Raw genomic sequence first — 25608 nt, 5'->3', positions numbered from 1 at the left:
GTTGGATACTGCGCCTATACTCTCGGGCACAACCGTGATTCGGCGCGGCGGAGGCACTTGCTCAAAACACTTCTGCCGCGCAGACTCCTAGACTACCGTTATCCCTGAAACGGAGTTCGTCATGCTGAGCCTGTATCCTGAAATCCAGCCTTACGCTCGTCACCACCTCGCGGTGGAAGAGCCCCATGAGCTTTACCTGGAAGAGTCCGGCAACCCGGAGGGTATTCCTGTGTTAGTGGTGCATGGGGGGCCAGGTGGTGGCTGTGAGGGTAATCACCGGCGATATTTTGATGCTGAACGCTTCCGGATCATTCTGATGGACCAGCGCGGGGCAGGGCGATCCACCCCGCTTGCGGAACTGGAGGGGAACAGCACCGACAAGCTGATCGAAGACATGGAAACCGTTCGCCAGTTTCTGGGTATTGATCGCTGGCTGCTGTTCGGCGGAAGCTGGGGGTCCACCCTCAGCCTGGTGTACGCTCAGGCCTACCCTGAGCGGGTCTCCGGGCTGGTCCTCAGGGGGATTTTTCTGTGCCGCCCCAAAGACATCCACTGGTTCTATCAGGAAGGTGCAAGCCGGGTGTTCCCGGATTACTGGCAGGATTTCGTGGCCCCAATCCCGGAAGCTGAACGCGACGATCTGGTGTCCGCGTATTACCGCAGGCTGACCAGCCCCAATGAGCTGGAACAGATTCAGGCAGCCAAGGCCTGGTCAATCTGGGAAGGACGTTGCGCAACCTTGCATCCTAATCCCAGAGTGGTCGAGCGCTTCGCCCACCCCCATGTGGCGATTGCCCTGGCACGGATTGAGTGCCATTACTTCATGAATCAGGCGTTTTTGGCGGCTGACCAGATTGTGCGCAATGCATCAAGGCTGGCGGGGATTCCGGGGGTGATTGTTCACGGACGCTATGACATGGTTTGCCCTCTGGATAACGCCCTCGCGCTAAGCCAGGCCTGGCCCGAAGCGGATCTCCGCATTATCCGCGATGCCGGGCACTCTGCCTCGGAACCCGCAATCATCGATACACTCATACGCAGCGTGGAAGATGTGGTCTCAAACACAAATTCTCCAGCTGGGTGACGGGTTTATCTTTTCTTGACCCGAGGGGGTTGCGGCCCGTGTTAACCGCCGATACACTCTCGAACGTTTCTGACTTTTAACCCTCGAAGTAGTTGCTCAAGGGATTGAATGAAAGGACTTATCCAGCGAGTATCGGAAGCCAGCGTAACGGTTGATGGCCGAAAAATTGCCAGCATTGGCAAGGGGCTTTTGTTGCTGTTGGGTGTTGAAAGGGACGACTCACCGAGTGAGGCAAAGGAACTGTGCCGAAAAATTCTCTCCTATCGGGTTTTTCCGGATGAGCAGGGCCGAATGAACGTAAATGTTCAGGATGCCGGCGGCTCCATCCTTGTGGTTCCCCAATTTACACTCGCTGCCGATACCCGTTCAGGTACCCGCCCGGGATTTTCCCTGGCCGCTACACCGGGGCTGGCAGATGCGTTGTATCGCGAGTTCCTACTGAGCGCCTGTAACCAGATGGGGCGCGAGCGTGTGCAGAAGGGAGAGTTCGGTGCCGATATGAAAGTGGCACTGACGAATGACGGGCCGGTTACCTTCTTGTTGGAGGTTGCCCGGAAACATTAATGCCCTGAAATGTTGCGCGCATTGCCTGAGTGCGCGCTTATGGTGCTGCGTTGCGTGGTATAGGATTCGCGGAAGATGCCACGATGTGCTTGAGTTTTGTTTAACTGGCTGTTTTGAAAAAGAAAAGCCTGTTCTGGCCTCGAATTTGAGTGATGTGCCCGTCGAGAAGCTGAAGAATTTTTGGGCATAAGGGGTTGCCTTACAGGCACCAAAAAGGCTAAAAACCGGTTGTTAAAAATTTGCAAAAAAACATTCATTGTATTAAAACAGGGTCATCACTAAGAGCTTTAAGAAAGGCTGTTAAGTGGTTGAGATTTAAGGCTCAGCCGATTGGCTTGGGCACATAAGAAGAAAAAATGTCGTATCCCGCAGGATATAAATGGGAGGCGATCAGGAGTCCGGCAAGCGCAGCTCAGGCTGTTTTGCCAGCAAAAATCGGGATTTAGAACCCGTCGAAAACCTGAGTTAACTCAAAAAGGAAGACGCAACATGAAAAAAACTATCCTTGCTTCTGCTATCGCAGCTGCAACCTTCTCTGGCGCTGCTCTGGCCCAGGAAAGCAACCTGCCGACTATCTACGGTAACATCCAGCTGGCCGTTACTCATGATAATGTCGACGGCGGCCCGTCGGAAGTTCAGCACTTCGACAATGGTTCTACCATTGGCGTTCTGCACAACCATCAGATCGCTCCGGGCGTTGAGGGCTTTTTTAAGGCCGAATTCCACTTCAACGCTGACGACAACAACGATGATGGTTCCGGCATCTATGAGATTGATGAAGCCTACATCGGTGTTCGTGGTGAGACCTTTGGTCAGCTTTGGGTAGGTAAAGACGATTCTACCTATGAAACCGCAGTTGATGAGATCAATCAGTTCTTCGAAGTGGCGACTCTGAACATTGGCCCAGGATACACAACTGGTGAGAGCGATCTCATCCAGTATCGTTCACCGTCGTTTGGTGGATTGACTGTTGGTGCCGCGCTGCAGTTCAACGGTGACGGAGATGTCAGTAATAACGGAGAGAAATCTTATCCGTGGCAGCTGGCCGCTATGTACGAAGTTGACGCGCTGGAACTGGCTTTCGCAGTTGACTCAAACGATGGTCCTGGTTCAAACGAAAACACTTATGGCCTGCGTGCGAGCTACAGCGTTGACAACCTTCGCCTGACTGGTGAGTACCACACCACCAAGGATGCGTTCGATAAGTTCGGCGTGATGGGCGTGTACACGCTGGGCAAAAACCAGTTCGCGTTGGCTTATGAACTGATGGATCGTGATGATAACGGTCTGGATATGGACACCATCACGCTGCAGGCGCTGCACAATCTTTCGGATAACATGTACGTGTTCTTTGAGGGTTACCTCGGTGGCGGCGATAATGGTGCATATGGCACATATGTCGATAGTCAGGGTAACATCGTAGAAAGCGACGAGCGCTCCATTGCCGCTATCGGTGCTGTTTACTACTTCTGATCAGCTAACCAGCTAATCAAGTAGTCTCAAAAACCGGTGACTCTGGTCACCGGTTTTTGTATTTTTAGGGGCCCGTTTTTTGGAGTCTGTCATGGCCGTCGAACTTGAAATCAAACTGACCCTATCGGAACGGGCGCAGGCGCAAGCCCTGGAGTGGTTGCTTGCGCAGCCTGAGGCCAGGCCTGGTGGCCAAAAACTTCTGGTGAATCGCTACTACGATACGCCAGGCGCAGCGCTCAACAGGGCCAGGGCGGCGCTTCGTGTGAGGCAATCCGGAAATCGCTACATCCAGACTCTGAAAACCCAGGGCGAATTTGTTGATGGCGCCCATCGCCGGCAGGAGTGGGAGTGGCCGCTGCCGGGGCCTGAGCTGGATCTGTCGCTGCTCGAAAGTACGCCCTTGAAACAACAGCTGGATCTTCAGCAACTCCAGGTGGCCTTTGAAACTAACTTCACCCGCCAGGTGGTCATGCTGGAAACTGCGGATGCGCTTGTTGAAGTGGCCGTGGACTCCGGCGAGATTGTGGGTGGGGGACAATCCCGAGCCCTCCACGAAGTGGAATTCGAGCTAAAGTCAGGAAACCCTGCAGCACTGATGTCTTGGGCCAAGGCGCTGGCCGATGAAGTGCCGGTACTTCTGAACCTGGTGAGTAAGGCTGAGCAGGGGTATTACCTGGCCGGAATTTATCGGCCTGAACTGGACCAGGCCCCTGGCGAGTTGTCGGTCACCGAGTTTCTCCATCAGCTTAGTCTCGGTTGGCTTCTGCAAAAACCTCTGATCTGCCCTGAGTCTTCTTTGCTGCAGGTAAAAAAGTCGGCTACACAAGCGAGAGATCAGGCGTTGTGGGATGAAGTCCAGGCAATAATAGGCCAATACGCTGTGCCAGAGCTGATAGATAAAGCGCCCCGTCTTGGAGCGCTTCAGCTGGCGCTGGCAGGTTCATCTTCTAATTGAGTCCCAGTAGCGCCGTGGCCACGCTGAAATAAATCAACACACCGCTGACATCGGCAATGGTGGTAATCAGCGGTGTACTGGCCGTAGCCGGGTCAAACTTCAGCTTATCCAGCAGGAAAGGCAGCAGCATGCCGATCAGGCTGCCCACCATCACCACGGCGATCATGGTGACCGCGACCACAAAGGCAATTTCCGGCCCTGCCCGCAGAAACCCAACCGCCATCACCGCAATGGCCATGGTAATGCCAAGAGCACTGGCTACCAGGGTTTCTTTGCCCAGCAGTTTGCCCCAGTCGGCTACCGTGACATCGCCGGTGGCCATGCCCCGTACCATCAGCGTGGCGGACTGCGCCCCGGCGTTACCGGCACTGGCCACCAGCAGGGGCATGAAGAACAGCAGGGCAATGTGCTCGGAAATAATCTCCTCAAAGTAGGCTATGCCCGCGCCGGTGAATATATTGGCAAACACCAGAATTACCAGCCACTGAACCCGGGATCGATAAAGAGAGAACGGTGTTGCGTCTCTCAGACTGGTTTCGAGCTTGCCGACCGTGGCGCCTTTGTGAATGTCTTCGGTGGCTTCTTCTTCGGCAACATCCATGGCGTCATCGTAGGTGACAATGCCCACCAGCCGTTCGTCGTGATCCAGAATTGGCAGTGCCAGCAAGTCGTAGCGTGATATCAGTCGGGCCACTTCTTCCTGAGGGGTGTCGGTGCTGGCGGTCACGAGACCAGTGGCAATCAGGTCGTCTACGGGCGTGCCAGGCATGGCGGTAATCAGGTTCCGAAGGGAGACAGCCCCCACCAGTTTGTGCTGATTGTCGATCACGTAGGCCTGGTAAATGGTCTCTTTATCCGGCGCGGTGTTTCGGAGCAGGTTAATGGCCGCGCTGGCCGACATGCCGGTGCTGATCACCGCGTATTCCGAGCTCATCAGAGCTCCGGCGGTGCCTTCCTCGAAGCTGGCGAGGCGCCGGAGGTCTTCCCGTTCTTTGCTGGCCAGGGACTGGAACAGGGTGTGCTGGCGGTTCTCATCCAACAGGTTGAAGAAGTCGGCCCGTTCGTCCGAGGGCATGGCGGTTACCAGCTCAGCCAGGTCTCGGGTGGGCAAGAGCTCCGCGATCAACGTTTGGGTGTTGGGGCCGATATACCCGAATACCTTGGCGCTTTGTTCTGTTGTCAAAGCCCGGAGCAGACGAACGCCCTCTTCGTTGTCCGGATTCTCTTCAACAAATTCCGCAAGGTCAGCGGCATTGAAGGTGGCGGCCGCAGCCTGAATCTGCGCCTGGTCCTCAGTGGCGATGGCCTCAAATAAGGGCTGGTAGAATTCGGAGTCCAAGTATGACATTCGTTACCTTACTCTTTCGGAGTCATCGCTTCGGCTTTCTGCTCGTTGTCACTGTGCAGGTCTCGCCACTGCTTGAGGAATTCCCGGTACCGGTCCAGGGCCTCCTCCACCACTGATACTGATGGGGTGTCTGTTGATCGGACCAGCACAATCAGTCCCTTGCCCTCAACCTCTTCGTTGGTGGGAGGGTGACAAATCACTTCATTGTCGTGATCGATGTACGCTAGGGCGGTGCCTATGCCGTGGCGCACGAGTGCGCTGACAATGTCAGCCCACACCAGGTCGTCCAACTCCAGATCATAGCGGTGAGGATGGTCGCGCTCGTAGTTGAACATGTCTTCCAGCACCTTCTCTGAGCCGGGTGCCACCACGGCCCGCACCATGATCTCCGGGTAGGTGCGCACTGGGCGGATGGTGGTTCGCACGCCCAGGGCTTTGAATCTGGCCCGGTTGGGGTCGCTCACGCATTCCACGGTGGTCCTTGCACCGAGGTTGGACTCAGCAAGCCGGTGGGCGATATCGAAGGTCAGACTGTCTGAGAACGAATCGGATTCGTCTGCGGCGAGCACGATGATGTGTTTGGCACTGCCAGCATGCACCGCTTTCAGGGCTTCTGGATCGTTACCTGCGCCGTGAAAATGAACCATCCCGCAATCGGTGAGTTCTGCAGGCAGCCCTCCCGGGAACTGACGGGTCAGCAGCATGATGGGTACCGTGTGGTATTCCGGTACCGAGCGGATCTGGGAGGCAAAGCGCATAAAGTACTGCTCGCCGCCACTTCGTGGAGTGTTGATGATTACGATGTGATCTTTCATGTTGTAAATCCAGCGTCCGGTCAGGATTCGTTCACGGCGGTAGAACCGGTATTCAATATAGTCGCTGACGATCAGTGTCAGCAGTGTGATGGCACTGATAAACATCAGCAGGATGGTGCTCAGACGGCCAACGGTGGTTTCTGGGGCGAAATCGCCGTAGCCCACGGTAACCAGAGTGGTCATGGTCATCCACGCCGCCTCGAACAGCGTCAGAGGCTCGGCGGCCCAGATGATCAGTATCTGGGTGATGAGCAAGCAACCCAGTATGACAAAGAGCCGACGCATACGATTGCGGATCAGGCCGCCCATGGGTAGGTGAGACTGGGCATGTTCGGGATTCAGCGGGCGGCGATTGCGCATCATAGAGTTGGCGTGCCTGTTCAGTCCTTGGCGAGTTCGTTATACAGTACCGGAAATATATCAGAGAGACAGGGGTTTGCGTTATGTCTGAGCCTTGGGGTTCACTGCCGGCGGAACTGGCAAGCGATGTGTCGGCCTGCTGGCCGTCAATATTTCCGGACGGTGTTCCGGGCTGGTTAACCGGGGCCGCCGCACTCTCTGAAGCAGATATTGCAGAAGCCTCCGCCCGCAGCCTTTTTTTGCGACAGACCCTGGAGAGGCACCCCGAGCAGGTCCGCTCCGCGGTTCAGGCCCGGCCGCTGCATGAGCCGACCACCGAATCCTGGCTGGCGGAGCGCTGGGCATCTCTCCTGGGCTCGGTGGATTCTGAACCGGCGTTGCACGCCGCACTCAGGCAATTCCGGCGGGAGATCCAGTTCCGGATTATCTGGCGGGACCTCCTTAAATGGGCCGACCTTCAGGAAACCATCGCCGCCACCAGTGCGTTCGCCGATACTTGTATTGATGGCGCGCTGGATTGGCTGTACGAACAGGCTTGTGAAGAGTCCGGCACGCCCTGGGGCAAAGACCCGGTCACCGGCGAGGAAGCTCCCCAGAAAATGGTGGTGCTGGGCATGGGCAAACTCGGCGGCCGTGAACTGAACGTCTCTTCTGATATTGATCTTATCTTCGCCTTCCCGGGCAAGGGCGAAACGCGCGGTGGTCGGCGAGCCCTGGATAACCAGCAGTTCTTTATTCGTCTTGGGCAAAAACTGATCCAGGCGCTGGACCAGATCACCGCCGACGGCTTTGTGTTCCGTGTGGATATGCGCCTGCGCCCCTACGGCCAGAGCGGCGCCCTGGCCCTGAGTTTCGCAGCGCTGGAAACCTACTATCAGGACCAGGGCCGTGACTGGGAACGCTACGCGATGGTGAAAGCCCGGGTAGTGGCGGGCGACCAGCGGGCAGGGGAGGTGCTGATGAGTAGCCTTCGGCCCTTCGTTTACCGGAAGTACATTGATTTCAGTGCCTTTGAATCGCTGCGCAATATGAAGGCAATGATCAGCCGGGAAGTGCGCCGCAAAGGGCTGGAAAACAACATCAAGCTGGGCAGCGGCGGCATCCGTGAAATCGAGTTTGTGGTGCAGGCGTTTCAGCTGATTCGGGGCGGCCGGGACCGGGAGCTTCAGCAGCGGGAACTGCAGGTGATCCTTAAAGAGTTAGAGGAGCTGGAACTACTGCCCTCCACCGTGGTTCGGGAGCTTCGGGATGCCTATGTGTTCCTGAGAAATCTGGAACATGCTCTTCAGGGCATGGAAGACAAGCAGACTCAGGAGCTGCCCGACGATGCACTCTCACTGGCTCGGATATCACGGATCATGGGTTACGAGGATTGGTCCGCCTGCCAGAAGGCCCTGACAGAGCATCGTGAGCGTGTAGCCACACATTTTTCCAATATCATTGCCTCGGAGGAAGAGGAGCAGGAGGGCGAAGCCGGCATTGAGGATGGTTGGTTCGAACTCTGGCTCGCAGAAATGGAGGCGGCTGCTGCCGTGGAGTGGCTCTCGGAGCAGGGGTTTGAGCGCCCTGAGGACAGCGTCCAGAAACTGGCGGATCTGCGTGACAGCCGCACCGTCCAGACGCTGCAAACCCAGGGCCGCCGGCGCCTGAATGAATTCATGCCACTGCTGTTAAGTGCCCTCACTGGTGTAGAGAATCCCTCTGAAACGCTCGAACGAGTGCTTCAGCTGGTGGAGGCAATCCTCCGCCGAACGGCGTACATGGTACTCCTGATGGAGAACCCCGGCGCCCTGACACAGTTGGTACGCCTGTGCAGCGATAGCCCCTGGATCGCCAGCCTGCTGGCGGAAACCCCGCTGTTGCTGGACGAGTTGCTGAACGCCGAAAGCCTGTACACGCCCCCCGCCAAGGAAGAATTGCAGGACGACCTGCGCCAGCAAATGCTGCGGATTCCCTATGAAGACCTTGAAGAGCAGATGGAATCTCTGCGCTATTTCAAAAAGGCCCATGTGCTGCGGGTGGCTGCCTCTGAGATCAAAGGCACCCTGCCGTTGATGAAAGTGAGTGATTACCTCACCTGGATAGCCGAAGTGGTGCTGGACCACGTGGTGGACGTGGCGTTCGCAAACCTGGTGAGCCGACACGGCTATCCGCGCCGGGCTGATGGCTCCGCCTGTGATACCGACTTCGCCATCATCGGCTATGGCAAGCTCGGCGGCATAGAATTGGGCTATACCTCGGATCTTGATCTGGTGTTTGTGCACCAGGCAGACCCGGAACTGGCCACCGACGGCGACAAACCCATAGACAATGCCGTGTTCTACACCCGCCTCGGCCAGCGCATCGTCCACATCCTCAGCACCCAGACTCCCTCCGGTCAGTTGTACGAAGTGGATATGCGTCTGCGCCCGTCGGGCAATTCCGGGTTGCTGGTCAGCACCTTGCAGGCGTTTGAAAAATACCAGCAGAACGATGCCTGGACCTGGGAACACCAGGCCCTGGCGCGGGCCCGTGGGGTGGCGGGTTGCCCGGATACCCTGAAAGCCTTTGAAACCATTCGCCACAACATTCTTTGCCAGCCACGAGACAAGCAGGCACTGCGCAAGGAAGTGGTGGATATGCGGGAAAAAATGCGCGCCAATCTTGGTACGCCCGAGGCCCGGCGGGAAGAAGTGTTCCACATCAAGCACGACAACGGCGGCATTGTTGATATCGAGTTCCTGGTGCAATACCTGATGTTGGCCTGGAGCGCCGAGCACCCTGAACTGACCCAGTGGAGTGACAACATCCGGCAGATGGAAGAACTGGGTCGTGCCGGCGTGATGGTGGTGGAAGATACCGAAAAGCTCAGGGAGGTGTTCATAACCCTGAGATCCACCATCCACCGGAGGGCCCTGCAGAACCTGAACAGCCAGGTGGAGGGAGAGGCCTTTCCCGAGGAGCGGGCTTACATACAATCCATGTGGCAAAAAGTGATGCTCGCCGATTAAGCAACATTCAATTCCGGCAGAGAATCCTGCTAGAATGCCGGTTCCCCGAAAACCGCTTTTTTTAGGAGCAGAACAGAATGTCGATGGCTGACCGCGATGGCGTTATCTGGCTGGACGGTGAAATGGTTCCCTGGCGTGATGCCAAGACCCACGTCCTTACCCACACCCTGCATTACGGCCTGGGCTGTTTTGAAGGCGTGCGTGCGTACAACACCGCGAACGGCCCGGCGATTTTCCGCCTGAAAGAGCACACCGACCGCCTGTTCCGCTCCGCTCACATCCTGAACATGAAAATGCCGTTCAGCAAGGATGAGGTCAACGAAGCCCAGCGTGCCGCGGTTCGTGAAAACAACCTGGACGAAGCCTACCTGCGCCCCATGGCGTTCCTGGGCTCCGAAGGCATGGGCCTGCGTGCCGACAACCTGAAAGTGCACGTGATGGTTGCCGCCTGGAGCTGGCCGTCCTACATGTCGCCGGAAGCCAAAGAGTTGGGTATCAAGGTGCGCACCTCCTCCTACACCCGCCACCACGTGAACATCACCATGTGTAAGGCCAAGGCCAATGGTAACTACATTAACTCCATGCTGGCCCTGAACGAAGCCATCTCCGGCGGTGCTGAAGAGGCCTTGCTGCTGGATAACGAAGGCTACGTGGCTGAAGGCTCCGGCGAGAACATCTTTATCGTGCGTGACGGCGTGCTGCACACGCCGGAACTGACCTCCTGTCTGGAAGGCATCACCCGCGCCACCATCATCGACTTCGCCAAAGACCTGGGCCTGCAGGTGAAAGAGCGTCGCATCACCCGCGACGAAGTCTACGTGGCCGAAGAAGCCTTCTTCACCGGCACCGCCGCCGAAGTGCTGCCCATCCGCGAACTGGATGGCCGCCAGATTGGTGAAGGCAAGCGCGGGCCGATTACCGAGAAGCTGCAGAGCATGTATTTTGATGCGGTTAAGGGGAAGCTGGACAAGCACTCAGAGTGGTTGAGCCACGTAAAAGGCTGATCCAGCCAGTATCTGTATGAAGTGGCCGCCGGCGCTGAACAGGCCCCGGCGGCCTTGTTATTTGGAATCGACGAGCAAGCAGGACGAGACAATGGCAGACGTAATCAAGGTTCCCGTTTCCTTTGGTGAGGTGCTGGACAAGATCACCATCCTCGAAATCAAATCCGAGCGCATCAAGGACGAAGAAAAGGTCAGAAATGTTCGCCTTGAACTGGAAGAGCTCAGCAAGACCTGGGATGAAGCCGTGGCCGACAAAGCCGATGATATCGCCGATCTGCGTAAGCAGCTCAAAGCGGTTAACGAGGAGCTTTGGGTGATTGAGGACGACATCCGTGACCAGGAAGCGGAGCAGGACTTTGGTCCCCGCTTTATTGAGCTGGCACGCGCTGTTTATGTCACGAATGACAAGCGTGCGGCCATTAAAAAAGAAGTGAACCTGGCGCTGGGATCGCGTTTTGTGGAAGAGAAGTCTTACCAGGACTACACCGCACGGAAATAATCCCATTTCGGTATGCATCCGCCCCTGAGGGGCGGGTGCCGTTACCCTGAATGCTCCACGACCCATCGATCAAGCATGGCCGTTACGTCCTCGACCGATACCAATTCCATCGCCCCCTCAAATTCCGCCTTGGCGCCCCAACGGGCCTCTTCAACGGATTTTCCCGTGAATTGCTTCAGGGCTTCCGGATAGCGGTTTACACACCATTTCAGCGAGCTGTATGGCCCTGAGCGGTTAGGATTGCTGGCAGCGAATAGTCCGAGTACATCGGTTCCGACGGCGCTGGCAATGTGCGCCGGGCCCGTGTCGGGGGCCACAACCAGGTCTGCATGGCTCATCAGGGCGGTCAGCTGTTTCAGGGTATCCTGGCCACAGATATTGTGAACCGGGTGTTTCATGGTGCTCTCGATAGCCTCGCAATACTCTTTCTCGAACGGTGCAGGGCTGCCCACCAGAATGACCTTCATGCCGTGGTTTTCAATGGCGTAATCGGCCAGCTGCGCATAGCGTTCCGCCGGCCAGTTGCGCAGTGTATGGCTGGCGCAGGGGCTGATGACCAGGTTCTTCCTGTCCTTGGCCAGATGGCCATGGGCAAATTCGTGATCAGCGTCCGACAGCGGAATCTTCCAGCGGGGAGGCGCGGACTTGAGCCCCAGTGGTTCCAGAAAGCTCGCCAGGCAGTCCCTGACATGCTGATGAGGTGCGGGCGCGATGCGCCGATTGATAAACAGGCTGTGGAGGTCTTTGCTTCGGGCCTTGTCGTAGCCGATTTTGAGTTTCGCCGGGATGCAGGCCGCCGCCAGGTTTGCTCGGAAAGCGACCTGCATGTGTAGCAGAGCGTCGAATTTTCGGCCTTTCACTTTCCGGCGAAGCTCCGCGTAGCCTGCTCGGCCGGCTTTTTTGTCAAAAATGATGAACTCGACACCGGGCAGGTCGCCAATCAGTTTTGCCTCGATTTTGCCGATAATCCAGGTGATTTTTACGTTGGGGAGTTGTTCCTGAAGGCTCAGCACAACAGGTATCACGTGGGTCACGTCACCGATGGCTGACAGGCGCAGGATGCAGATGGAGTTCATTAGATTTTGATCCGGTTCAGGTTGTGGCCTGGGGCTGTGGAGCTTTGTCGGCAATCATTGGTAAACTGGCCCCCATTCTAACTCAGTCGCGCGCGCCCGTCCCGGCGTGAGCGGGTAAGGTGGGCATTCTTTCAATTTCGGTGACCGGGGACCGAGCATGGCGGAGTCTGAAATCTGTATTCGGGAAAGGGCTTCGGCAATGCTGATCCATCCGGACTACGAAGGCAGGGTTACCGAAGACTGGTTCGATGCCGCCTCATGGGGTGATCAGGCCAGGCCGGTGAGCAGCGGTGGCCGCGGCGGTGCCTGGTTTTTGCAGGCTGGAGATGACAGGTTAGTGCTTCGGGAATATCGCCGTGGTGGGTTAATGGCGAAATTTGCACGATACGCCTATGCCTTCACGCGCGAGGCAGATGTGCGATCCTTTGCCGAATTCCGCTTGCTGAACACCCTGGTCAGCCAGGGGCTGCCCGTTCCCCGTCCGGTTGCAGCCTGGTACCGGAAACTGTCGCCAATTCAGTATCGGGCATCCATCATCATTGAACGGTTGGAGAACACCACGCCCCTGGCTGACCTTATCTCTGAGTTGGATAATGAGGCCTGGACGTCCATTGGAGAAACCATTCGTCGATTTCACGACGCCGGCGTCATGCATGCGGATCTGAACAGCTTCAATGTACTGGTTCGGGGCAACGAATACTTTCTGATTGATTTCGACAAGAGCAGGTTGATGACTGGTAGTGCTCCGGCGCGCTGGAAAGAGGCTAATCTGGATCGTTTTGCTCGGTCGCTGGTAAAGGTCGCCGGAGAAAACGCCCGGGCGAAGATTTGGAGTTATTTCATGAACGGATATAACAGGGGAATGGCCACTTGACCAATCCACGACAGGGCGGATCGCTTCCGTCAATACTATGCCTTACGGATGCCTGCGATCGTCCGGAAACTGAACTCTTTATCGGGCTCAGAAAGGCCGGATTTGACCTCGACGTTATGTGTAACCCCAAGGGCAGGAATTATCAGCGTCTTGTCGACGAGGGTATGGTCGTCAGTCCCATGGCCTTGAAGAACCGCTTCGACAAAGAAGGCACTGAGGCCATCCGCCAACAGTTGGCGAAGAAGAAATATGACGTCATTCACGCTTATAACCCCCGAGCCCTGGCCTGCGGCCTGCGGGCTTCCCGGGGCACAGATACCAAGGTAGTCGCCTATCGTGGCGTGATCGGTAACATCAGCTACCTCAATCCGGAGTCTTGGATTACGTTCCTGCACCCACGCGTCAGCAAAATTGTCTGTGTCGCCGATGCCATCAAGGATTACCTGGCGAGCCTTCGGCTCCTGTGGATGCATATCCCTGAAAGAAAGCTTCAAAGAATTTACAAGGGGCATGATCTGGACTGGTATCAAGCGCCCAAGGCGGATCTGACCCAGTTTGGCGTTCCGGAGGACGCCTTCGTGGTTTGCTGCACCGGGCGTAATAGCCCTCGAAAAGGCTTCGACGACCTCATAGTGGCTATGGATAAGCTGCCAGAGGATGTGAATGCGCATTTGTTGCTGGTCGGGGATGTCATTGAGAACGCTGAGATTCAATCGCAAGCTGCCTCCGCGTCTCATCCAGAACGGATCCATTTTACGGGATTCCGTACCGACGCGCCGGCCATTGCCGCAGCTAGCGATGTGTTTGTGCTTCCTTCCAAGGAAAGGGAAGGGCTGCCTCGAGCAGTTATCGAGGCTATGGTCTACGGTGTGACGCCGGTAGTAACCAAGGTCGGCGGCATGCCCGAACTGGTGGAAGATGGAGTCAGCGGTATTGTGGTTCCACCGAAAAATGCCACAGAGCTGTCAGCAGCGATCGAGCGGCTATATCGCGACAGAGAGCTGGCGGCCTCGCTTGGTCAGGCTGCGCGGCAAAGGATCGCCCGGGATTTTCACTCCTCACAAACCGTCAGGGAGACGGGTGAGCTATACAAAGCACTCACGGGCAGGGCCTGAATGCGGCGGTATCTGTTTTTTGTCAACCAACCTTATTCCTATTCGATTCTGCGACCACTGCAGGAAGAGATAATGCGCAGGGGCGACGAAGCAGCCTGGTTCGTTGCGGGCTGTTCAGCGGCGCCGCTTCGGCCCGAAGAGCGTCGTCTTGGCAGCGTCAAAGAGGTAATGGAATACAACGCCGATGCGACCTTCGTCCCCGGGGACTGGGTGCCCTATTTCTTTCCGGGAATCAAAGTCGAGGTATTTCACGGCATGGCTCGCAACAAACGTGGCCATAGCAGCGAGGATGAAAGTGATCATTACCGTATTCGCGGATGGTTTGATCTCTACTGTACGCATGCCGTGAAAGATACGGAAAAGTTCCGTGAACTGGCGGCCCAATACCAGCATTTCGGGGTTGCCCATACCGGCTGGCCCAAGCTGGATCCTCTGCTATCGCAGCCCGGTGAGGGGAAAAGAAACCGCTCGGAAAACGAGTTACCGGTTGTATTTTACGCCTCAACCTTCAGCCGATCTGTTACTTCTGCTCCGGATCTGGTGGAGAAAATCGGCGAATTGTCCCGGAATGGTCGCTGGAAGTTCATTGTGACCCTGCACCCAAAGATGGATCCTGCGATAGTGGATCAGTATCGTAAGCTTAGCGGTGAGAACCTTCGTTTTGTCGAAAGCGATGAAGATCTGTTGCCTTTGCTGCCGCAGGCAGATGTGATGCTGTGCGATACCTCGTCCATCATGTTCGAATTCATGTTCCTGGATCGCCCGGTGGTTACCTTCAGGACTAAAATGCCGGGTCCCTATCTGATCGACGTCCACGACGTTGAGGATGTTGAGTCAGCCCTGGAAGAGGCAGTGCAGTATCCCGACACCCTGATGCAAGAAACACGAGCCCTTTGCGACCAGTTGCATAGCTTCAGGGATGGTCGTTCCAGCGGGCGGGTTCTGGATGCGGTTGAGGATTTCCTGATCAACAAACGTAGCGAACTCAAGCCCAAGCCGATGAACCTGTTACGTAAGCTGAAAGTCAGGCGCCGCTTGCGTAAGGAGCTTGCACGTATGGCACCGGAAAGCTCAGGATAGAATCCTCGAAGGTCCAGATCGGGAAACGAATGATTTGAGCAGCATCCCCAGCCCTATCAATGTCTTTGTCGCGAGTACGCCCCTTCAACTGATCAGTTGCTCCGAGGCTCGCCACCATTACGGCTGCAGTGCTGAAACTACCCTTCTCGTCATTGCGCGACCGGATAACCGGGAGACCGAGGGACAAATGGCCTTCCTGGCCGAGGCCCTGGGCTGGCAAGGCATCGAAACCATCTATCTGAAAAAAAGTTCCTTTTACCTTCGTCTGGGAGCGGTCGCCAAGAGCCTTTCACGACGCCGCATTGAACGGTTGTTTATCGGCAACAAATCCAGCTGGATTCATGAAGTCTTTTATCGGGGATTCGACAGCAAACAGCTGATTTTCGTCGATGATGGCCTGGCCACCGTGACCTACTACCACGCCATTCACAATGAGGGTATCGCCTCCCGGATTTCAGCGGCAAAAAAACGGCTTCTGAGAACCATGGGAATACGGATTCATCGCGTTGTTCCGGAGGTGATCGCGTTCTTTACGTTCTTTCCGTTACAGAGCTCCGAACTTGTCCAGGTTCAGGTTCATGATTTTCCGGTGTTTCGCAGAACCTTCAAAATATCCGCCCGTAACAGCAGTCAGATGCCCATGGTCGGGTTCCTGGGCCAGCCTTTTGGCGTGGAAGATCGGCTTCAGCAACTGAAGCTGCAAATTCAGCACGTCGTAGAGCGTCATCCCGATAGCCTTGTTGTGTACTTCATGCATCGAAAGGAGAGCAGGGAAGAGCTTGAGAGGTTGCTTGCAGAATTTCCGCTCGAGATACGACAGGCCGGTCGCCCCATAGAGGTAGAAGTGGCTCTGTCAGGAGAAACCTACCTGGCTTTTTACAGCTTTGCTTCAACCGCGCTGTTTACGCTGAAAAAGATATTCCCGGAAATCCGGGTGTTCCAGATCGATGATGCCGCCCTGGGCGCCCGGCTGACCTACTATGATGAAATAAGGCGTATGTTCAGGAGCGTCGGCGTGGAAACGACGCTCCTTCGGGGGTCACGACTTTTCGAAGCGGGCCGGCCGGTCCAGAGTCCATAACCCGGCATACTTGTTGAAGGTCACCTGCGCGTAGGTGACCGCCGTCAGATAACCCACAGCGCCGTCCAGAAAGCCGAAACGGATGAAGTACACCTGCACAAACGTCATCAGGCCCCGTAGAGTTGGGTAGATCATGGTGCGGGTTTTTTTGCCCTTGCGATGCTTCTCCAGAGAACCAAGCCAGGCATACTTTGCGCTTTTTTCCAGGGAATGACCGAAATCCCGGTGTGTATAGTGAGTGAGGCGGCCCCTGAGGGTTTTGATTTTGCGTCCGGACGGGATCAGTATCCGCTCGTGCACCAGGGCGTCTGAAAAGCTGACGCCCTCGCGACGGAACAGCCGGAGCGGGGCTCGGCCGCTGCGTCCGAAATCCAGACGGCTGCCGTAAATCGTTACCGCCCAGGGAAGCTTGTAGGCGTCCGCGTCAGGATCGGCAAGGTGATCGTTGATCTCCCTTGCCAGCTCGGGCGTGACACGCTCATCGGCATCCAGTGACAGCACCCACTCACCGGTCGCTTTCTCAAGTGCGCGCTGTTTCTGGATGCCAAAACCCGGCCAGTCGGTGACTTCAACCACATCGGCCAACTCTCTGGCCAGCTCCACCGTCCGATCAGTACTGCCGCTGTCCAGAACAATAATTTCGTCGGCAACCAGCCTTGCGGATTTCAGACAGTCGGTAATGTGGTCTTCTTCATTTTTCGTGATTATGGTCGCTGACACCTTGCGGGCCCTGTTTCGAACGTAAGAGGCGCTTAATTCTGTGAACATGGCCGAGGCGATTGACGCAACTGCCAGCAGGTAGAAGGTCAGGAACAAGGTTCGGTTGAACGTGGCTTCTGTGAGCCCGAACAAGAAGTAGCCGATTGAGACCATGCAACCAGCCGCCGCAAGGTGGGCTGTGGCTGGATGGCGGCTGGCCAGGTTCCGGGCAAAGATGGCCAACGGAATGAAAATCAGCAGGGCCCAGCTGAGAATGCCCGGAATGCCGCTGCTGGCAGCATTGTTGAGCAGATCGTTATGGGCATGCCCGGTACAACAGTCTAGGAAGTGTTCTGGCAGATTGCCAGCTGCAACTTCCGCTTCGATACGGTGGGTATAACCACCCAGGCCAGCGCCTGTCCAGGGGTTGTCGCTGAGCATGTTCAAGGCCTGTCCCCAGACTTCAAGGCGAATTTCCATGCCTGTATCCAGGTGCCCGCTGTGAAGCAAGCCATATAGTGAACTGGACATGCGGTCGCTGCTGATAATCGCGCCGGCGACGAGCAGTGGCACAACAATCAAGCCAGCAACTCGAAGTTTTTTGCTGAGCAGTGGTACGAGCACGAGCAGAAGAAATGGCAGAGCAACCAGGTTGCTACGGGTTTCAGACAGCATGGAAATCAGGACCGCAGCCGTTCCACCGGTGAAGAACAGTATCGCCAGGCCCGCCCGTTTGTCCCGGATAAAAAACATGGCAGCAACGATCGTCAGCATGCCGCCCAGAAGGGCGAGATTGCCAAAGCTGATGGGGTTGATCCCGCCACCGAAGCGGGAATTCAGCACCTGACCAAGCGCGCCCTGGTGGGCAGTAATAGTCACGAGAAAAATCCCGGTGACGGACACGGCCATCAGTCCGATGGCGGCAAAAGTTGTTCGGGCACCGATCCGGGCATAGATTATGGCAACGATTAGGGGCCAGAACAGGATAAACCGGGCGTGCGTACCAAATGTTTTTCCGCCCTCATAGTCAAAACCTTCGAGGGCCCAGGACAGAAAGCTCACCAGAACGAAGAACCAGAAGGAAAAGTGCAGCAGCCTTAGCTCTTTGGGCTTGTCCCAGCCGGTTTTATACAAAGATTTGCGGGCACTGAGCACCATTCCAGCAATGGCAAGCAAGAGGGTTGCGCCAGCTAGGATACTCGAAGACATGAGTGCGCCGCCAAGCCCGACGATCAAAAGTGCATGGAGCGCCATTCTGGGGTTTAACATACACGGTCCGGATTATAGGGGTTGATTTCGCCAGGTGGCCGATGACGCATACGCTTGTACTCCCACTGATACTGCTCGGGGATTTCTTGCACGCATTGTTCTATGGCGTGATTCATGGCCGTAGTTGCGGCCACAGGGTCCCTGTCGCCGAGGCCAGAGCCGGTCTCGCGCACGACGATTCGGAATCCTGAAGCATCGGGCAGGCGTTCCGCATAAGTGATCAGCACGTTGGCGCCGGTGCGCTGGATAAGCTTGGATACCAGGGTCATGGTCTTCACTTCCATGCCAAAGAAAGGTGCAAAGGCGTTGCCTTTACCCCGGGGTGACTGATCCGGCAGAATCCCGGCAACACCGCCTTCCCGGAGAATCGAGGCAAGTCGAGCCAAGCCGCGTCGGTCTCCACGGACCAGTTCTGAACCGAGGCGCCCGCGAACCTTGATCATATAATCTTCAAACTCGGGCATATTCGGCGGGCTATAAAGAGCTGCCATCTTGTAGCGCGATGAGAAGAACAGCCCTGCCAGCTCCCAGTTGCCCAAGTGCGGTGCCAGAAGTATCAGCCCCCGGTCTCCCGCCATGGCCTTGTCGATTAGTTCTAGCCCCTCAGTTTCCCGGATCAGTCTAAGGCATTTCTCCACAGGCCATTCCCACATAAGGGGAACCTCGAGCATGGTCATGCCGGTTTGGGCAAGGGACCTCTTTGACATTATGGCGCGTTCGGCGTCTGATAGGTCCGGTAAGCAGATGGATAGGTTAATATCGGTAACCTTTCGGGACTTGGAAGGCAGTCGCCATAGCAGATAGCCTACGAAACGCCCTATCCGCTGCGCGCAGGCAAGGGATAACCAGCTGACAATCCTGAGTAGACCCGCAATCAGAAAATATTTGAGCTTGCTCATGACCGGCCGTAAACATCCTCGTAACGCACAATGTCATCCTCACCCAAATATGAGCCGGACTGAACCTCGATCAGTTCCAGATCAATCACGCCCGGGTTTTCCAGGGAGTGGATCTGGCCGACCGGAATGTAGGTAGACTGGTTTTCTGTTACCAGATAGGTCTTGTCGCCGTTGGTTACCTTGGCCGTGCCGCTGACCACAATCCAGTGCTCGGCTCGGTGGTGATGCATCTGAACGGACAGCTTGGCGCCGGGCTTCACGGTGATGCGTTTCACCTGGTAGCGGTGGCCGTTATCGATGGAATCATATACACCCCAGGGCCGGTAGACTTCCCGGTGATTCATGTGCTCGTGTCGACCATCATTCTTGATGCGTTCAACCACCTTTTTGACATCCTGGACCTGATCTTTGTGGGCGACCAGCAAGGCGTCTTTGGTTTCAATGATTACCAGGTCTTTCACGCCAACCGTGGCCACAAGGCGGCTGTCTGCCCGCACCAGAGTGCTCTCTGTGTTATGGGCAATGACATCACCGCTGAATGCGTTTCCGCAGCTGTCTTTCTCGGAAACTTCCCATAAGGCGGACCAGGAGCCGATATCGCTCCAGCCGGCATCGAGCGCCACCACGGCGGCGTTATCGGTCTTTTCCATCACGGCGTAATCAATGGAATCTTCCGGGCACTCGGCGAATACGCTTTCATTCACGCGGGTGAAGTGCAGATCCTCACTGGCGTCGTCCAGTGCTGCCTGGCAGATCGCAAGAATGTCCGGGCGGTGTTTCTGCAGTTCCTGAAGGTAGGTGCGGGCGCCGAACAGGAACATGCCACTGTTCCAGAGGTAATCACCGGATGCCAGGTATTCTTCCGCGGTTTTCTGGTCTGGTTTCTCCACAAATCGGCTTACACTAAAACTGTTTTCGCCAAGCTCCGGCCCTTGCTGGATATAGCCGTAACCGGTTTCCGCATGGCCGGGTACTATGCCGAAGGTCACCAGCTTATCCTCCTGAGCCAGAGGAATGGCCTTCTGGATGCCGCTCTGGAACGCAGCGATGTCTTTGATCAGGTGGTCTGCGGCCAGAACCAGCATCAGCGGGTTCTGGTTTTCATCGATGTTCTTGACCAGTTGCAGGGCTGCCAGAGCGATGGCCGGTGCCGTGTTGCGCCCACAGGGCTCCAGAATAATTCGGGTATCTTTGTAGCCCGCCTGGCGCATTTGCTCAGCCGCCAGAAAACGGTGGTCTTCATTGCAGATCAGGAGTGGATCGGCGGATTCCATCCCATCCAGCCGGGCCACGGTCAGCTGCAGCATGGATAGATGTTGGTCCGTCAGTTTCAGGAACTGCTTGGGGTTCAATTGCCTGGATAACGGCCAAAGGCGAGAGCCGGTGCCTCCGGCCATAATGACGGGGTGAATCATGTGTTTGCTCCACGTGTAGATTTCGGTCAGCATTGTCCTTTTCTGATGGCTGAATATTATCACAGGTGCGCTAACTCGGCAGTGTTTGGGGCCGAGTAGGGTCCAGTTTGCGGGTGTTTATGATGAAACTGCCGTTATCGGTTTACTACATCACGTTGAATGAAGAGCAGAGGCTGCCGGAATCTCTTGAGAAGGTGAAGGACTGGGCTGATGAAATCATCGTTGTTGATTCGGGTAGTACAGACCGAACCTGTGAACTAGCAGAGGCCGCGGGCGCCCGGGTGGTTTATCGGGAATGGGAAGGCTTTGCGAGCCAGAAGGCCTATGCCGCCAGCCTGTGTGCGAACGACTGGGTACTTGATCTGGATGCTGATGAAGTGCTTTCCGATACTCTGGTACGAAACATCAAGCAGCTGTTTTCCAAGCCGATCTCTCCGGATATCGCTGGTTATCGTATGCGTTGGGTTTTGTCGTCCCCCAACCCGAGGCACCCTTTTCGGCACGACAAGCCCAAAAAGATCCTGCGGCTCTACAATCGGAAACGGGCTGCGATCCATGCGGAAAAACACAGTAACGATGATCGGCCTAGAGTGCATACAGGTAGCGTGTTGGAGCTCAAAGGCGATGTCTTGCACAGGACATTGATTTCTCTGGAGCAGATGGAGAGAAAGTACATTCAACTGTCCAGTGAGCAGGCCCGGTTCCTCTATGAGAAGGACAGGCGAATTTCGACCCCGCGTTTGATGGTCGAATTTCCTTTGAAGTTTTTGAAGTATTACCTGATCCACCGTCAGGTATTGAATGGCTGGTTCGGGTTCAGTGTTTCGGTAGTGGCCGCAAACCGTAATTTCATGCGATTGGCGAAGGCAAGGGAATTGCAAATGCTCGAGGGCATGAGTCGTTCCGGTGGTGAGGAGCGGTAAGGCGCTCTCGCAGGTGCTATTCGGCTTGATACACTCTGACGGTTGCCTCGGCCATGCCCCTGAGCGTGAGATGAGTCTGTGCATAGTCAAAGGCTGACTGCTCTGATTCCCGGAGCCTATCCAGACCGGCAAGTGCCTTGGAGATGACGTCGGCGATAGCCGGCGCGGAAATGTCCCTGGCGAGCGCGTTTTCGGGAAGCAGGTCGATACTACCGGAAACCGGGGTTGAGACAACCGGCAGTCGCGCGATCAAGGCTTCTATCAATACGTAAGGGAATCCCTCCCGCCTTGAGCTGAGAACCATCAAGTCTGCATTGGACAATGCCGATGCCAGCGTTGTTTGGTGTCCTGCCATCGTCACCGAGTGTCTCAGGCTTTCATCGCCAATCAGCCGATGCAGGTTTCTGGCTTCAGAGCCGTCACCAAAGATGGTGAGGTGTGCCGTCGGAAAGCGGTCATGGATCATGCTCCATGCCTGGATTAGCATGTCGAACCCCTTTACTGGCTCCAGCCTCCCGGCAGCAATGACGTTCGTTGTTTGGGGGAGTGGATAGTTGCCGGGGGGCGATTCCGGGGTTTCCTTCCGGATTCCATTGTAAATCAGATGACCGGACGGGTGGCTAAGGCCCTCGTAGATCGACCCGCTGACGGCAATCACTTTGTCCAGCAGAAGAAAAGGGCGAAGGTTTGATTTGCTTCCGTGAATCGTCCCTACGGTTTGCCAGGTCTGACGAGGCAACCTGCCGAGTATGACGGCGGCTTTATTGCCGTGGGCGTGGGCGATATCGGGAGAAACCCGCTTCAATATCCGGGAAACACACCAACGAAGCCAGGGGTTGTTTCGGCTCAGCTTCATCGGGCACGGATGAAACTCGGCGAATGGGAAGTGCGAGCGGTAGTCAGGATGGGCGATTATGTGCACCTCATGCCCGAGGCTCGTGAGGGCTTCCGCCAGGTCCGCCACATGTTTTTCCATGCCCCCCCAGGCACTACCAGGCGTTGCGAGTATCAGGGCGACCTTCAATCGGGCCTCCCGTTCAGGGCCTGCTGGTATACCTGAAGCGTCGCCTCCGTCTGCGCCCGCAACAAAAACCGCTCCGGCAACTCAATCTCTGGCCGGGGCTTATCCAGCAATCCCAGCACCGCACTGGCGAATGCCCCGGTATCATCCGGCGTCACCAGTCCGTCCCGAAAGCATGCCTGCAGCGTTTCCGCCGCACCGCCCCGGTTGTAGGCCACCACTGGCGTGCCGGACGCCAGGGCTTCGGTCACCGTGCGTCCGAAGGGTTCCGGCTTGGTGGACATGTGGCAAACCACATCAGCGAACAGATACAGGTTGGTCATGTCGTTGCGCTGGCCGAGGAATGTGACTTTATCGGTCAGGCCTAGCCGGCTGCGTTCCTTTTCAAGCTCCTGCAGGAATCGTTCTTTTCCCGGTTCGGCCCCGCCTACGATGATGCCGTGACAGTCCGGCCGCTGGCGGACAATGCGGGCCATGGCTTCGAGGTAGTCCAGTTGGCCTTTCCAGCGGGAAATGCGGCCGGGCATCATGATAATTTTCTTGCCGGCCAGTTGGGGGAAACGGGACAGGAGGATGTCCAGCCACTGGTCGTTGATGGCGCGGTTGCGGAAGGCGTCGATGTCGACGCCGCGCTGGATCACCGTCAGCTTGTCTTCCGCTACCTCGAAATTCTTCAACACGTAATCCCGCACGCAATTGGAGACGGCAATGATCTGGTCCGCCCTGGTCATGATGGCGCTGTAGGGATTAACGGAATACATGCCGTGAAAGGTCGAGACAACGGCGGGCTGTTGGTCGGCAGGCAGGGTCTTCAGGGCCAGATGGATAATCCAGGCGGGCATGCGGGAGCGTACATGAACAATGTCAGGCCGCAGCTCCTGCAACAGCTTGCGCATGGGCAGAATCTGCCCGAAAGACGCGGGCGTTTTCCGGTGGATGGGCATGTGGATGTGGGTTGAGCCCTGGCCGCGCACTTGCTCTGCCATGGGCCCACCGTTGGAGACCACAAAAGACTCATGGCCACGCTTGACCAGCTCGGCGGCGAATTCCACCGTGCCTCTTTCCACGCCACCGCTATAGAGCGCAGGAAGAGCCTGGAGAATCTTCATTGTCTGGCCTCCTTTCCTGATTGTTGAAAAGCAGCCAAATAGTTACCCGCCACCCATCGGGCAGCCCGGTCGGCTTCCCAGAGTCGTTCATGCCTTTCTGCCTGATCGGCCATCACGCCGGCATGGTCCGCCCAGTGGGCAATCAGACCACGCTCTGCCAGGCGCTTCACTCCGTTCGCCACGCGGCTGTTGGCATGCGCATTCAGGTTCAGTAAGCCGGTCGGCACGCCGGAAGTGGCGGCTTCGCACACCATGGACATGCTGTCCGGCGTTACCCAGACCGCGCGGGAAGCAGCGAGTTGGTGGCTGAGCCAGTCGTCGTGGGTGCGGGTGTGATGCACTACGGAGATTTTCGGGCTCTGCAATTCGGCCAGTCGCTCGCTGGTCGTTTCCGGCGTGCGACGGGAATCGGTGATGGTCCAGCGCCACTGAGGGTAGCGGGCTATCAGGTCGCTTATCTGATTCAGAATGGCATCTTCGTCCCAATCGAAATGTTCCGAATGCCCACCCACCAGGATCAGGGATTCCGGTTTGCTGGTCAGCCGGGCGAGGGGTGTGATGGTGTTGATCACGCCTTCGGTCTGCAGGATGTTGTTAGCAGGCTTTACCTCATCATGGGCCGGGATAATCGCGCCATCTACCCAGCTCAGGGGGAAGGCCGGTTTCATCAATACCAGGGTTTTGGCCTTGCCCAGGCGCCGAAGTGCCAGTAATAAACGGTGAGTACCGGTGCCTGCGGCCACAATCAGGTCCGGTTTGGGCAGTGCTGTATCCATAGCTGGGGCCACACCCAGCAGGGCCCGCCACAGAGGTACCGGGTATTCTTCGGCACTGATCCAGTAGAGCGCCGCGCCGGTCAGCACCCGCAGGCGATTGCCCAGCCCCTTGAGTTGGTTTTTGTGGCCGGGCTTGTTGTCTGTCAGCAGCCAGACAACCGGTGCTTGCGAGTGATTGCTCACGGGTTATTCCTTGCGCTTGCGCCCGTAAAAGCCAGGGTCTTCGCGGTCAGGGCGGGTTTTGAAGCGCCGGTGCATCCACAGGTATTGGTCTGGCGCTTTGCGGATTTCCTGCTCGATGACGGCGTTGATCCGGGTTGCATCGTCCAGGTCGTCACCGCTTGGGAAGTTCTCAAGGGCGGGGTGGAAATAGATGTCATAGCCGGGCTTGTCATCGCGGCGAAAATGGCTGAAGGGCACGACTTTACAGCCGCTGCGTTCGGCAATTCGCGAGGTGGCTGTGATGGTGCCGGCGGGAATGCCGAAGAAGGGGGCGAACACGATGTCCTTGCGGCCGTAGTCCTGATCTGTCGCGTACCATACGGCGCGATTTTTCTTGAGGCTCCTGAACAGGCCGCGCAGGTCGCGGGCACCTAGTACGTTGCCATAGCGCCGGCCCCGGGCCCTGGTCATCACGGCATTCATCAACGGATTGTTGTGATCACGCTGCATGACGTCGGCTTCTATGTATTCGGTGACCAGGCTGCCACCCAGGTCGAGCGTGCTGTAATGGCCGCCCAATAGCAGCACACCCTTGCCGGCTTCCAGCGCTTTCTCGAAATGTTCGATACCGTGAATGCGGGTCATGCCGGTCAGCTTGGCCGGGTCCCGGAACCAGGCAATGCCCAGTTCCATCAGACCAATACCATTGGCGATAAAGGCATTACGTACCAGGGCCGCCTGTTGCTGTTCATTCAACTCCGGAAAGCACAGGCGAATGTTGACTTCGGTGATGTGCCGGCGGCTCTTGGCCAGTTTCCATGCGAGTAAGCCCGCGATTTTGCCCAGCCACCATTGAAACCGGATGGGCAGTTGCGCCACCAGCCACATCACGCTAACGCCCAGCCAGGTTGGCCACCAGCGGGGATGGCGGTAAGCTGAATAGTCGGTATTTCTCGGAAGTTTGCGGTACTTCTTTTTCAAAATCGTGAATCCTGCATCGACAAACGTTTAACCCGG

Annotated in this window: 22 protein-coding genes; 12 read left to right on the top strand and 10 right to left on the bottom strand. The window is 56.6% G+C overall.

All coding sequences use genetic code 11. From position 1 onward, the window contains the following. Window positions 1-121 precede the first annotated feature (121 nt). From pip to ACZ5Q2_RS00875, 4 genes are all read left to right on the top strand, one after another. Window positions 122-1084 carry a prolyl aminopeptidase gene (pip, locus tag ACZ5Q2_RS00890; RefSeq protein ID WP_061332428.1) on the top strand — a complete coding sequence of 321 codons (963 nt, stop codon included), beginning with the start codon at window positions 122-124 and terminating at the stop codon, window positions 1082-1084. 108 nt (window positions 1085-1192) lie between these two features. Beyond that, on the top strand, window positions 1193-1648 hold the full coding sequence (gene dtd, locus ACZ5Q2_RS00885; protein ID WP_061332427.1) for a D-aminoacyl-tRNA deacylase: 456 nt from the start codon (window positions 1193-1195) through the stop codon (window positions 1646-1648). A 489-nt stretch (window positions 1649-2137) separates the two neighbouring features. Beyond that, window positions 2138-3121: a porin gene (locus ACZ5Q2_RS00880; protein WP_061332426.1), complete on the top strand. Its 984-nt coding sequence runs from the start codon at window positions 2138-2140 to the stop codon at window positions 3119-3121. Between the two features lie 91 nt (window positions 3122-3212). Next, entirely contained in the window at window positions 3213-4076 is an 864-nt protein-coding gene (locus ACZ5Q2_RS00875) for a CYTH domain-containing protein (protein WP_061332425.1), read from the top strand. Here the strand turns inward: ACZ5Q2_RS00875 and mgtE are convergent. Both mgtE and ACZ5Q2_RS00865 read right to left on the bottom strand, forming a co-directional pair. After that, the gene (gene mgtE / locus ACZ5Q2_RS00870) at window positions 4069-5424 is read right to left on the bottom strand and encodes a magnesium transporter (protein WP_061332424.1); all 1356 of its coding nucleotides are present in this window, start codon (window positions 5422-5424) and stop codon (window positions 4069-4071) included. The two genes, ACZ5Q2_RS00875 and mgtE, sit on opposite strands and share 8 nt — an antisense overlap. Window positions 5425-5432: 8 nt before the next feature. After that, on the bottom strand, window positions 5433-6602 hold the full coding sequence (locus ACZ5Q2_RS00865; RefSeq protein WP_061332423.1) for a potassium channel family protein: 1170 nt from the start codon (window positions 6600-6602) through the stop codon (window positions 5433-5435). Between the two features lie 80 nt (window positions 6603-6682). Between ACZ5Q2_RS00865 and glnE the strand changes: the two genes are divergently transcribed. From glnE to ACZ5Q2_RS00850, 3 genes are all read left to right on the top strand, one after another. Further along, on the top strand, window positions 6683-9589 hold the full coding sequence (gene glnE, locus ACZ5Q2_RS00860) for a bifunctional [glutamate--ammonia ligase]-adenylyl-L-tyrosine phosphorylase/[glutamate--ammonia-ligase] adenylyltransferase (protein ID WP_061332422.1): 2907 nt from the start codon (window positions 6683-6685) through the stop codon (window positions 9587-9589). Window positions 9590-9666: 77 nt separating this feature from the next. After that, on the top strand, window positions 9667-10593 hold the full coding sequence (locus ACZ5Q2_RS00855) for a branched-chain amino acid transaminase (protein ID WP_061332421.1): 927 nt from the start codon (window positions 9667-9669) through the stop codon (window positions 10591-10593). 91 nt (window positions 10594-10684) lie between these two features. Next, window positions 10685-11092 (top strand): DUF6165 family protein, encoded by a 408-nt coding sequence (locus ACZ5Q2_RS00850; protein WP_014420523.1) that lies wholly within the window; start codon window positions 10685-10687, stop codon window positions 11090-11092. A gap of 41 nt (window positions 11093-11133) precedes the next feature. Here the strand turns inward: ACZ5Q2_RS00850 and ACZ5Q2_RS00845 are convergent, their stop codons facing one another. After that, window positions 11134-12168: a glycosyltransferase family 9 protein gene (locus ACZ5Q2_RS00845; RefSeq protein WP_061332420.1), complete on the bottom strand. Its 1035-nt coding sequence runs from the start codon at window positions 12166-12168 to the stop codon at window positions 11134-11136. A gap of 157 nt (window positions 12169-12325) precedes the next feature. Here ACZ5Q2_RS00845 and ACZ5Q2_RS00840 point away from each other — a divergent pair, with 157 nt between their 5' ends. The 4 genes from ACZ5Q2_RS00840 to ACZ5Q2_RS00825 all read left to right on the top strand — a co-directional run bounded on the left by ACZ5Q2_RS00840 (window position 12326) and on the right by ACZ5Q2_RS00825 (window position 16318). Next, window positions 12326-13042, top strand: a complete 717-nt coding sequence (locus ACZ5Q2_RS00840; RefSeq protein ID WP_061332419.1) for a 3-deoxy-D-manno-octulosonic acid kinase — start codon at window positions 12326-12328, stop codon at window positions 13040-13042. A gap of 116 nt (window positions 13043-13158) precedes the next feature. Further along, the gene (locus ACZ5Q2_RS00835; RefSeq protein ID WP_432210533.1) at window positions 13159-14157 is read left to right on the top strand and encodes a glycosyltransferase family 4 protein; all 999 of its coding nucleotides are present in this window, start codon (window positions 13159-13161) and stop codon (window positions 14155-14157) included. Between the two features lie 72 nt (window positions 14158-14229). Then, window positions 14230-15237, top strand: coding sequence for a CDP-glycerol glycerophosphotransferase family protein (locus ACZ5Q2_RS00830; protein ID WP_227510179.1), 1008 nt, complete (start codon window positions 14230-14232; stop codon window positions 15235-15237). A gap of 34 nt (window positions 15238-15271) precedes the next feature. Then, window positions 15272-16318 carry a polysialyltransferase family glycosyltransferase gene (locus ACZ5Q2_RS00825; protein ID WP_156471751.1) on the top strand — a complete coding sequence of 349 codons (1047 nt, stop codon included), beginning with the start codon at window positions 15272-15274 and terminating at the stop codon, window positions 16316-16318. Here ACZ5Q2_RS00825 and ACZ5Q2_RS00820 read toward each other — a convergent pair. Genes ACZ5Q2_RS00820 through ACZ5Q2_RS00810 form a run of 3 tightly spaced genes read right to left on the bottom strand, consistent with a single transcriptional unit; the run spans window position 16277 to window position 20600 of the window. Continuing rightward, the gene (locus tag ACZ5Q2_RS00820) at window positions 16277-18286 is read right to left on the bottom strand and encodes an O-antigen ligase family protein (protein WP_061332415.1); all 2010 of its coding nucleotides are present in this window, start codon (window positions 18284-18286) and stop codon (window positions 16277-16279) included. The two genes, ACZ5Q2_RS00825 and ACZ5Q2_RS00820, sit on opposite strands and share 42 nt — an antisense overlap. After that, the gene (locus tag ACZ5Q2_RS00815; RefSeq protein WP_061332414.1) at window positions 18280-19185 is read right to left on the bottom strand and encodes a lysophospholipid acyltransferase family protein; all 906 of its coding nucleotides are present in this window, start codon (window positions 19183-19185) and stop codon (window positions 18280-18282) included. The genes ACZ5Q2_RS00820 and ACZ5Q2_RS00815 overlap by 7 nt, the downstream gene beginning before the upstream one ends. Then, window positions 19182-20600, bottom strand: coding sequence for a mannose-1-phosphate guanylyltransferase/mannose-6-phosphate isomerase (locus tag ACZ5Q2_RS00810; protein WP_061332434.1), 1419 nt, complete (start codon window positions 20598-20600; stop codon window positions 19182-19184). Before ACZ5Q2_RS00810 ends, ACZ5Q2_RS00815 begins: the two co-directional genes overlap by 4 nt. A gap of 122 nt (window positions 20601-20722) precedes the next feature. Here ACZ5Q2_RS00810 and ACZ5Q2_RS00805 point away from each other — a divergent pair, with 122 nt between their 5' ends. Continuing rightward, entirely contained in the window at window positions 20723-21523 is an 801-nt protein-coding gene (locus tag ACZ5Q2_RS00805) for a glycosyltransferase family 2 protein (protein WP_432210534.1), read from the top strand. Between the two features lie 16 nt (window positions 21524-21539). On the opposite strand, the gene ACZ5Q2_RS00800 is transcribed toward ACZ5Q2_RS00805, so the two are convergent. Genes ACZ5Q2_RS00800 through lpxL form a run of 4 tightly spaced genes read right to left on the bottom strand, consistent with a single transcriptional unit; the run spans window position 21540 to window position 25572 of the window. Next, entirely contained in the window at window positions 21540-22547 is a 1008-nt protein-coding gene (locus tag ACZ5Q2_RS00800) for a glycosyltransferase (RefSeq protein ID WP_432210535.1), read from the bottom strand. Then, a complete protein-coding gene (locus tag ACZ5Q2_RS00795; protein WP_432210536.1) occupies window positions 22544-23653 on the bottom strand; it encodes a glycosyltransferase family 4 protein in 1110 nt (369 codons plus the stop codon). The genes ACZ5Q2_RS00800 and ACZ5Q2_RS00795 overlap by 4 nt, the downstream gene beginning before the upstream one ends. Continuing rightward, a complete protein-coding gene (locus tag ACZ5Q2_RS00790) occupies window positions 23650-24612 on the bottom strand; it encodes a mitochondrial fission ELM1 family protein (protein ID WP_432210537.1) in 963 nt (320 codons plus the stop codon). Before ACZ5Q2_RS00790 ends, ACZ5Q2_RS00795 begins: the two co-directional genes overlap by 4 nt. Window positions 24613-24615: 3 nt before the next feature. Then, entirely contained in the window at window positions 24616-25572 is a 957-nt protein-coding gene (lpxL, locus tag ACZ5Q2_RS00785; protein ID WP_230714968.1) for an LpxL/LpxP family Kdo(2)-lipid IV(A) lauroyl/palmitoleoyl acyltransferase, read from the bottom strand. Window positions 25573-25608: the final 36 nt, after the last annotated feature.

The sequence above is a fragment of the Marinobacter alkaliphilus genome, from assembly GCF_055394375.1.
This window is presented reverse-complemented; position numbering and strand designations above follow the sequence as displayed.

Excerpts from the sequence above, each read along its gene's own strand:
- pip (WP_061332428.1), top strand. The coding sequence starts at position 122 with ATGCTGAGCCTGTATCCTGAAATCCAGCCTTACGCTCGTCACCACCTC.
- dtd (WP_061332427.1), top strand. The coding sequence starts at position 1,193 with ATGAAAGGACTTATCCAGCGAGTATCGGAAGCCAGCGTAACGGTTGAT.
- ACZ5Q2_RS00880 (WP_061332426.1), top strand. The coding sequence starts at position 2,138 with ATGAAAAAAACTATCCTTGCTTCTGCTATCGCAGCTGCAACCTTCTCT.
- ACZ5Q2_RS00875 (WP_061332425.1), top strand. The coding sequence starts at position 3,213 with ATGGCCGTCGAACTTGAAATCAAACTGACCCTATCGGAACGGGCGCAG.
- mgtE (WP_061332424.1), bottom strand. The coding sequence starts at position 5,424 with ATGTCATACTTGGACTCCGAATTCTACCAGCCCTTATTTGAGGCCATC.
- ACZ5Q2_RS00865 (WP_061332423.1), bottom strand. The coding sequence starts at position 6,602 with ATGATGCGCAATCGCCGCCCGCTGAATCCCGAACATGCCCAGTCTCAC.
- glnE (WP_061332422.1), top strand. The coding sequence starts at position 6,683 with ATGTCTGAGCCTTGGGGTTCACTGCCGGCGGAACTGGCAAGCGATGTG.
- ACZ5Q2_RS00855 (WP_061332421.1), top strand. The coding sequence starts at position 9,667 with ATGTCGATGGCTGACCGCGATGGCGTTATCTGGCTGGACGGTGAAATG.
- ACZ5Q2_RS00850 (WP_014420523.1), top strand. The coding sequence starts at position 10,685 with ATGGCAGACGTAATCAAGGTTCCCGTTTCCTTTGGTGAGGTGCTGGAC.
- ACZ5Q2_RS00845 (WP_061332420.1), bottom strand. The coding sequence starts at position 12,168 with ATGAACTCCATCTGCATCCTGCGCCTGTCAGCCATCGGTGACGTGACC.
- ACZ5Q2_RS00840 (WP_061332419.1), top strand. The coding sequence starts at position 12,326 with ATGGCGGAGTCTGAAATCTGTATTCGGGAAAGGGCTTCGGCAATGCTG.
- ACZ5Q2_RS00835 (WP_432210533.1), top strand. The coding sequence starts at position 13,159 with ATGTGTAACCCCAAGGGCAGGAATTATCAGCGTCTTGTCGACGAGGGT.
- ACZ5Q2_RS00830 (WP_227510179.1), top strand. The coding sequence starts at position 14,230 with ATGCGCAGGGGCGACGAAGCAGCCTGGTTCGTTGCGGGCTGTTCAGCG.
- ACZ5Q2_RS00820 (WP_061332415.1), bottom strand. The coding sequence starts at position 18,286 with ATGTTAAACCCCAGAATGGCGCTCCATGCACTTTTGATCGTCGGGCTT.
- ACZ5Q2_RS00815 (WP_061332414.1), bottom strand. The coding sequence starts at position 19,185 with ATGAGCAAGCTCAAATATTTTCTGATTGCGGGTCTACTCAGGATTGTC.
- ACZ5Q2_RS00810 (WP_061332434.1), bottom strand. The coding sequence starts at position 20,600 with ATGATTCACCCCGTCATTATGGCCGGAGGCACCGGCTCTCGCCTTTGG.
- ACZ5Q2_RS00805 (WP_432210534.1), top strand. The coding sequence starts at position 20,723 with ATGAAACTGCCGTTATCGGTTTACTACATCACGTTGAATGAAGAGCAG.
- ACZ5Q2_RS00795 (WP_432210536.1), bottom strand. The coding sequence starts at position 23,653 with ATGAAGATTCTCCAGGCTCTTCCTGCGCTCTATAGCGGTGGCGTGGAA.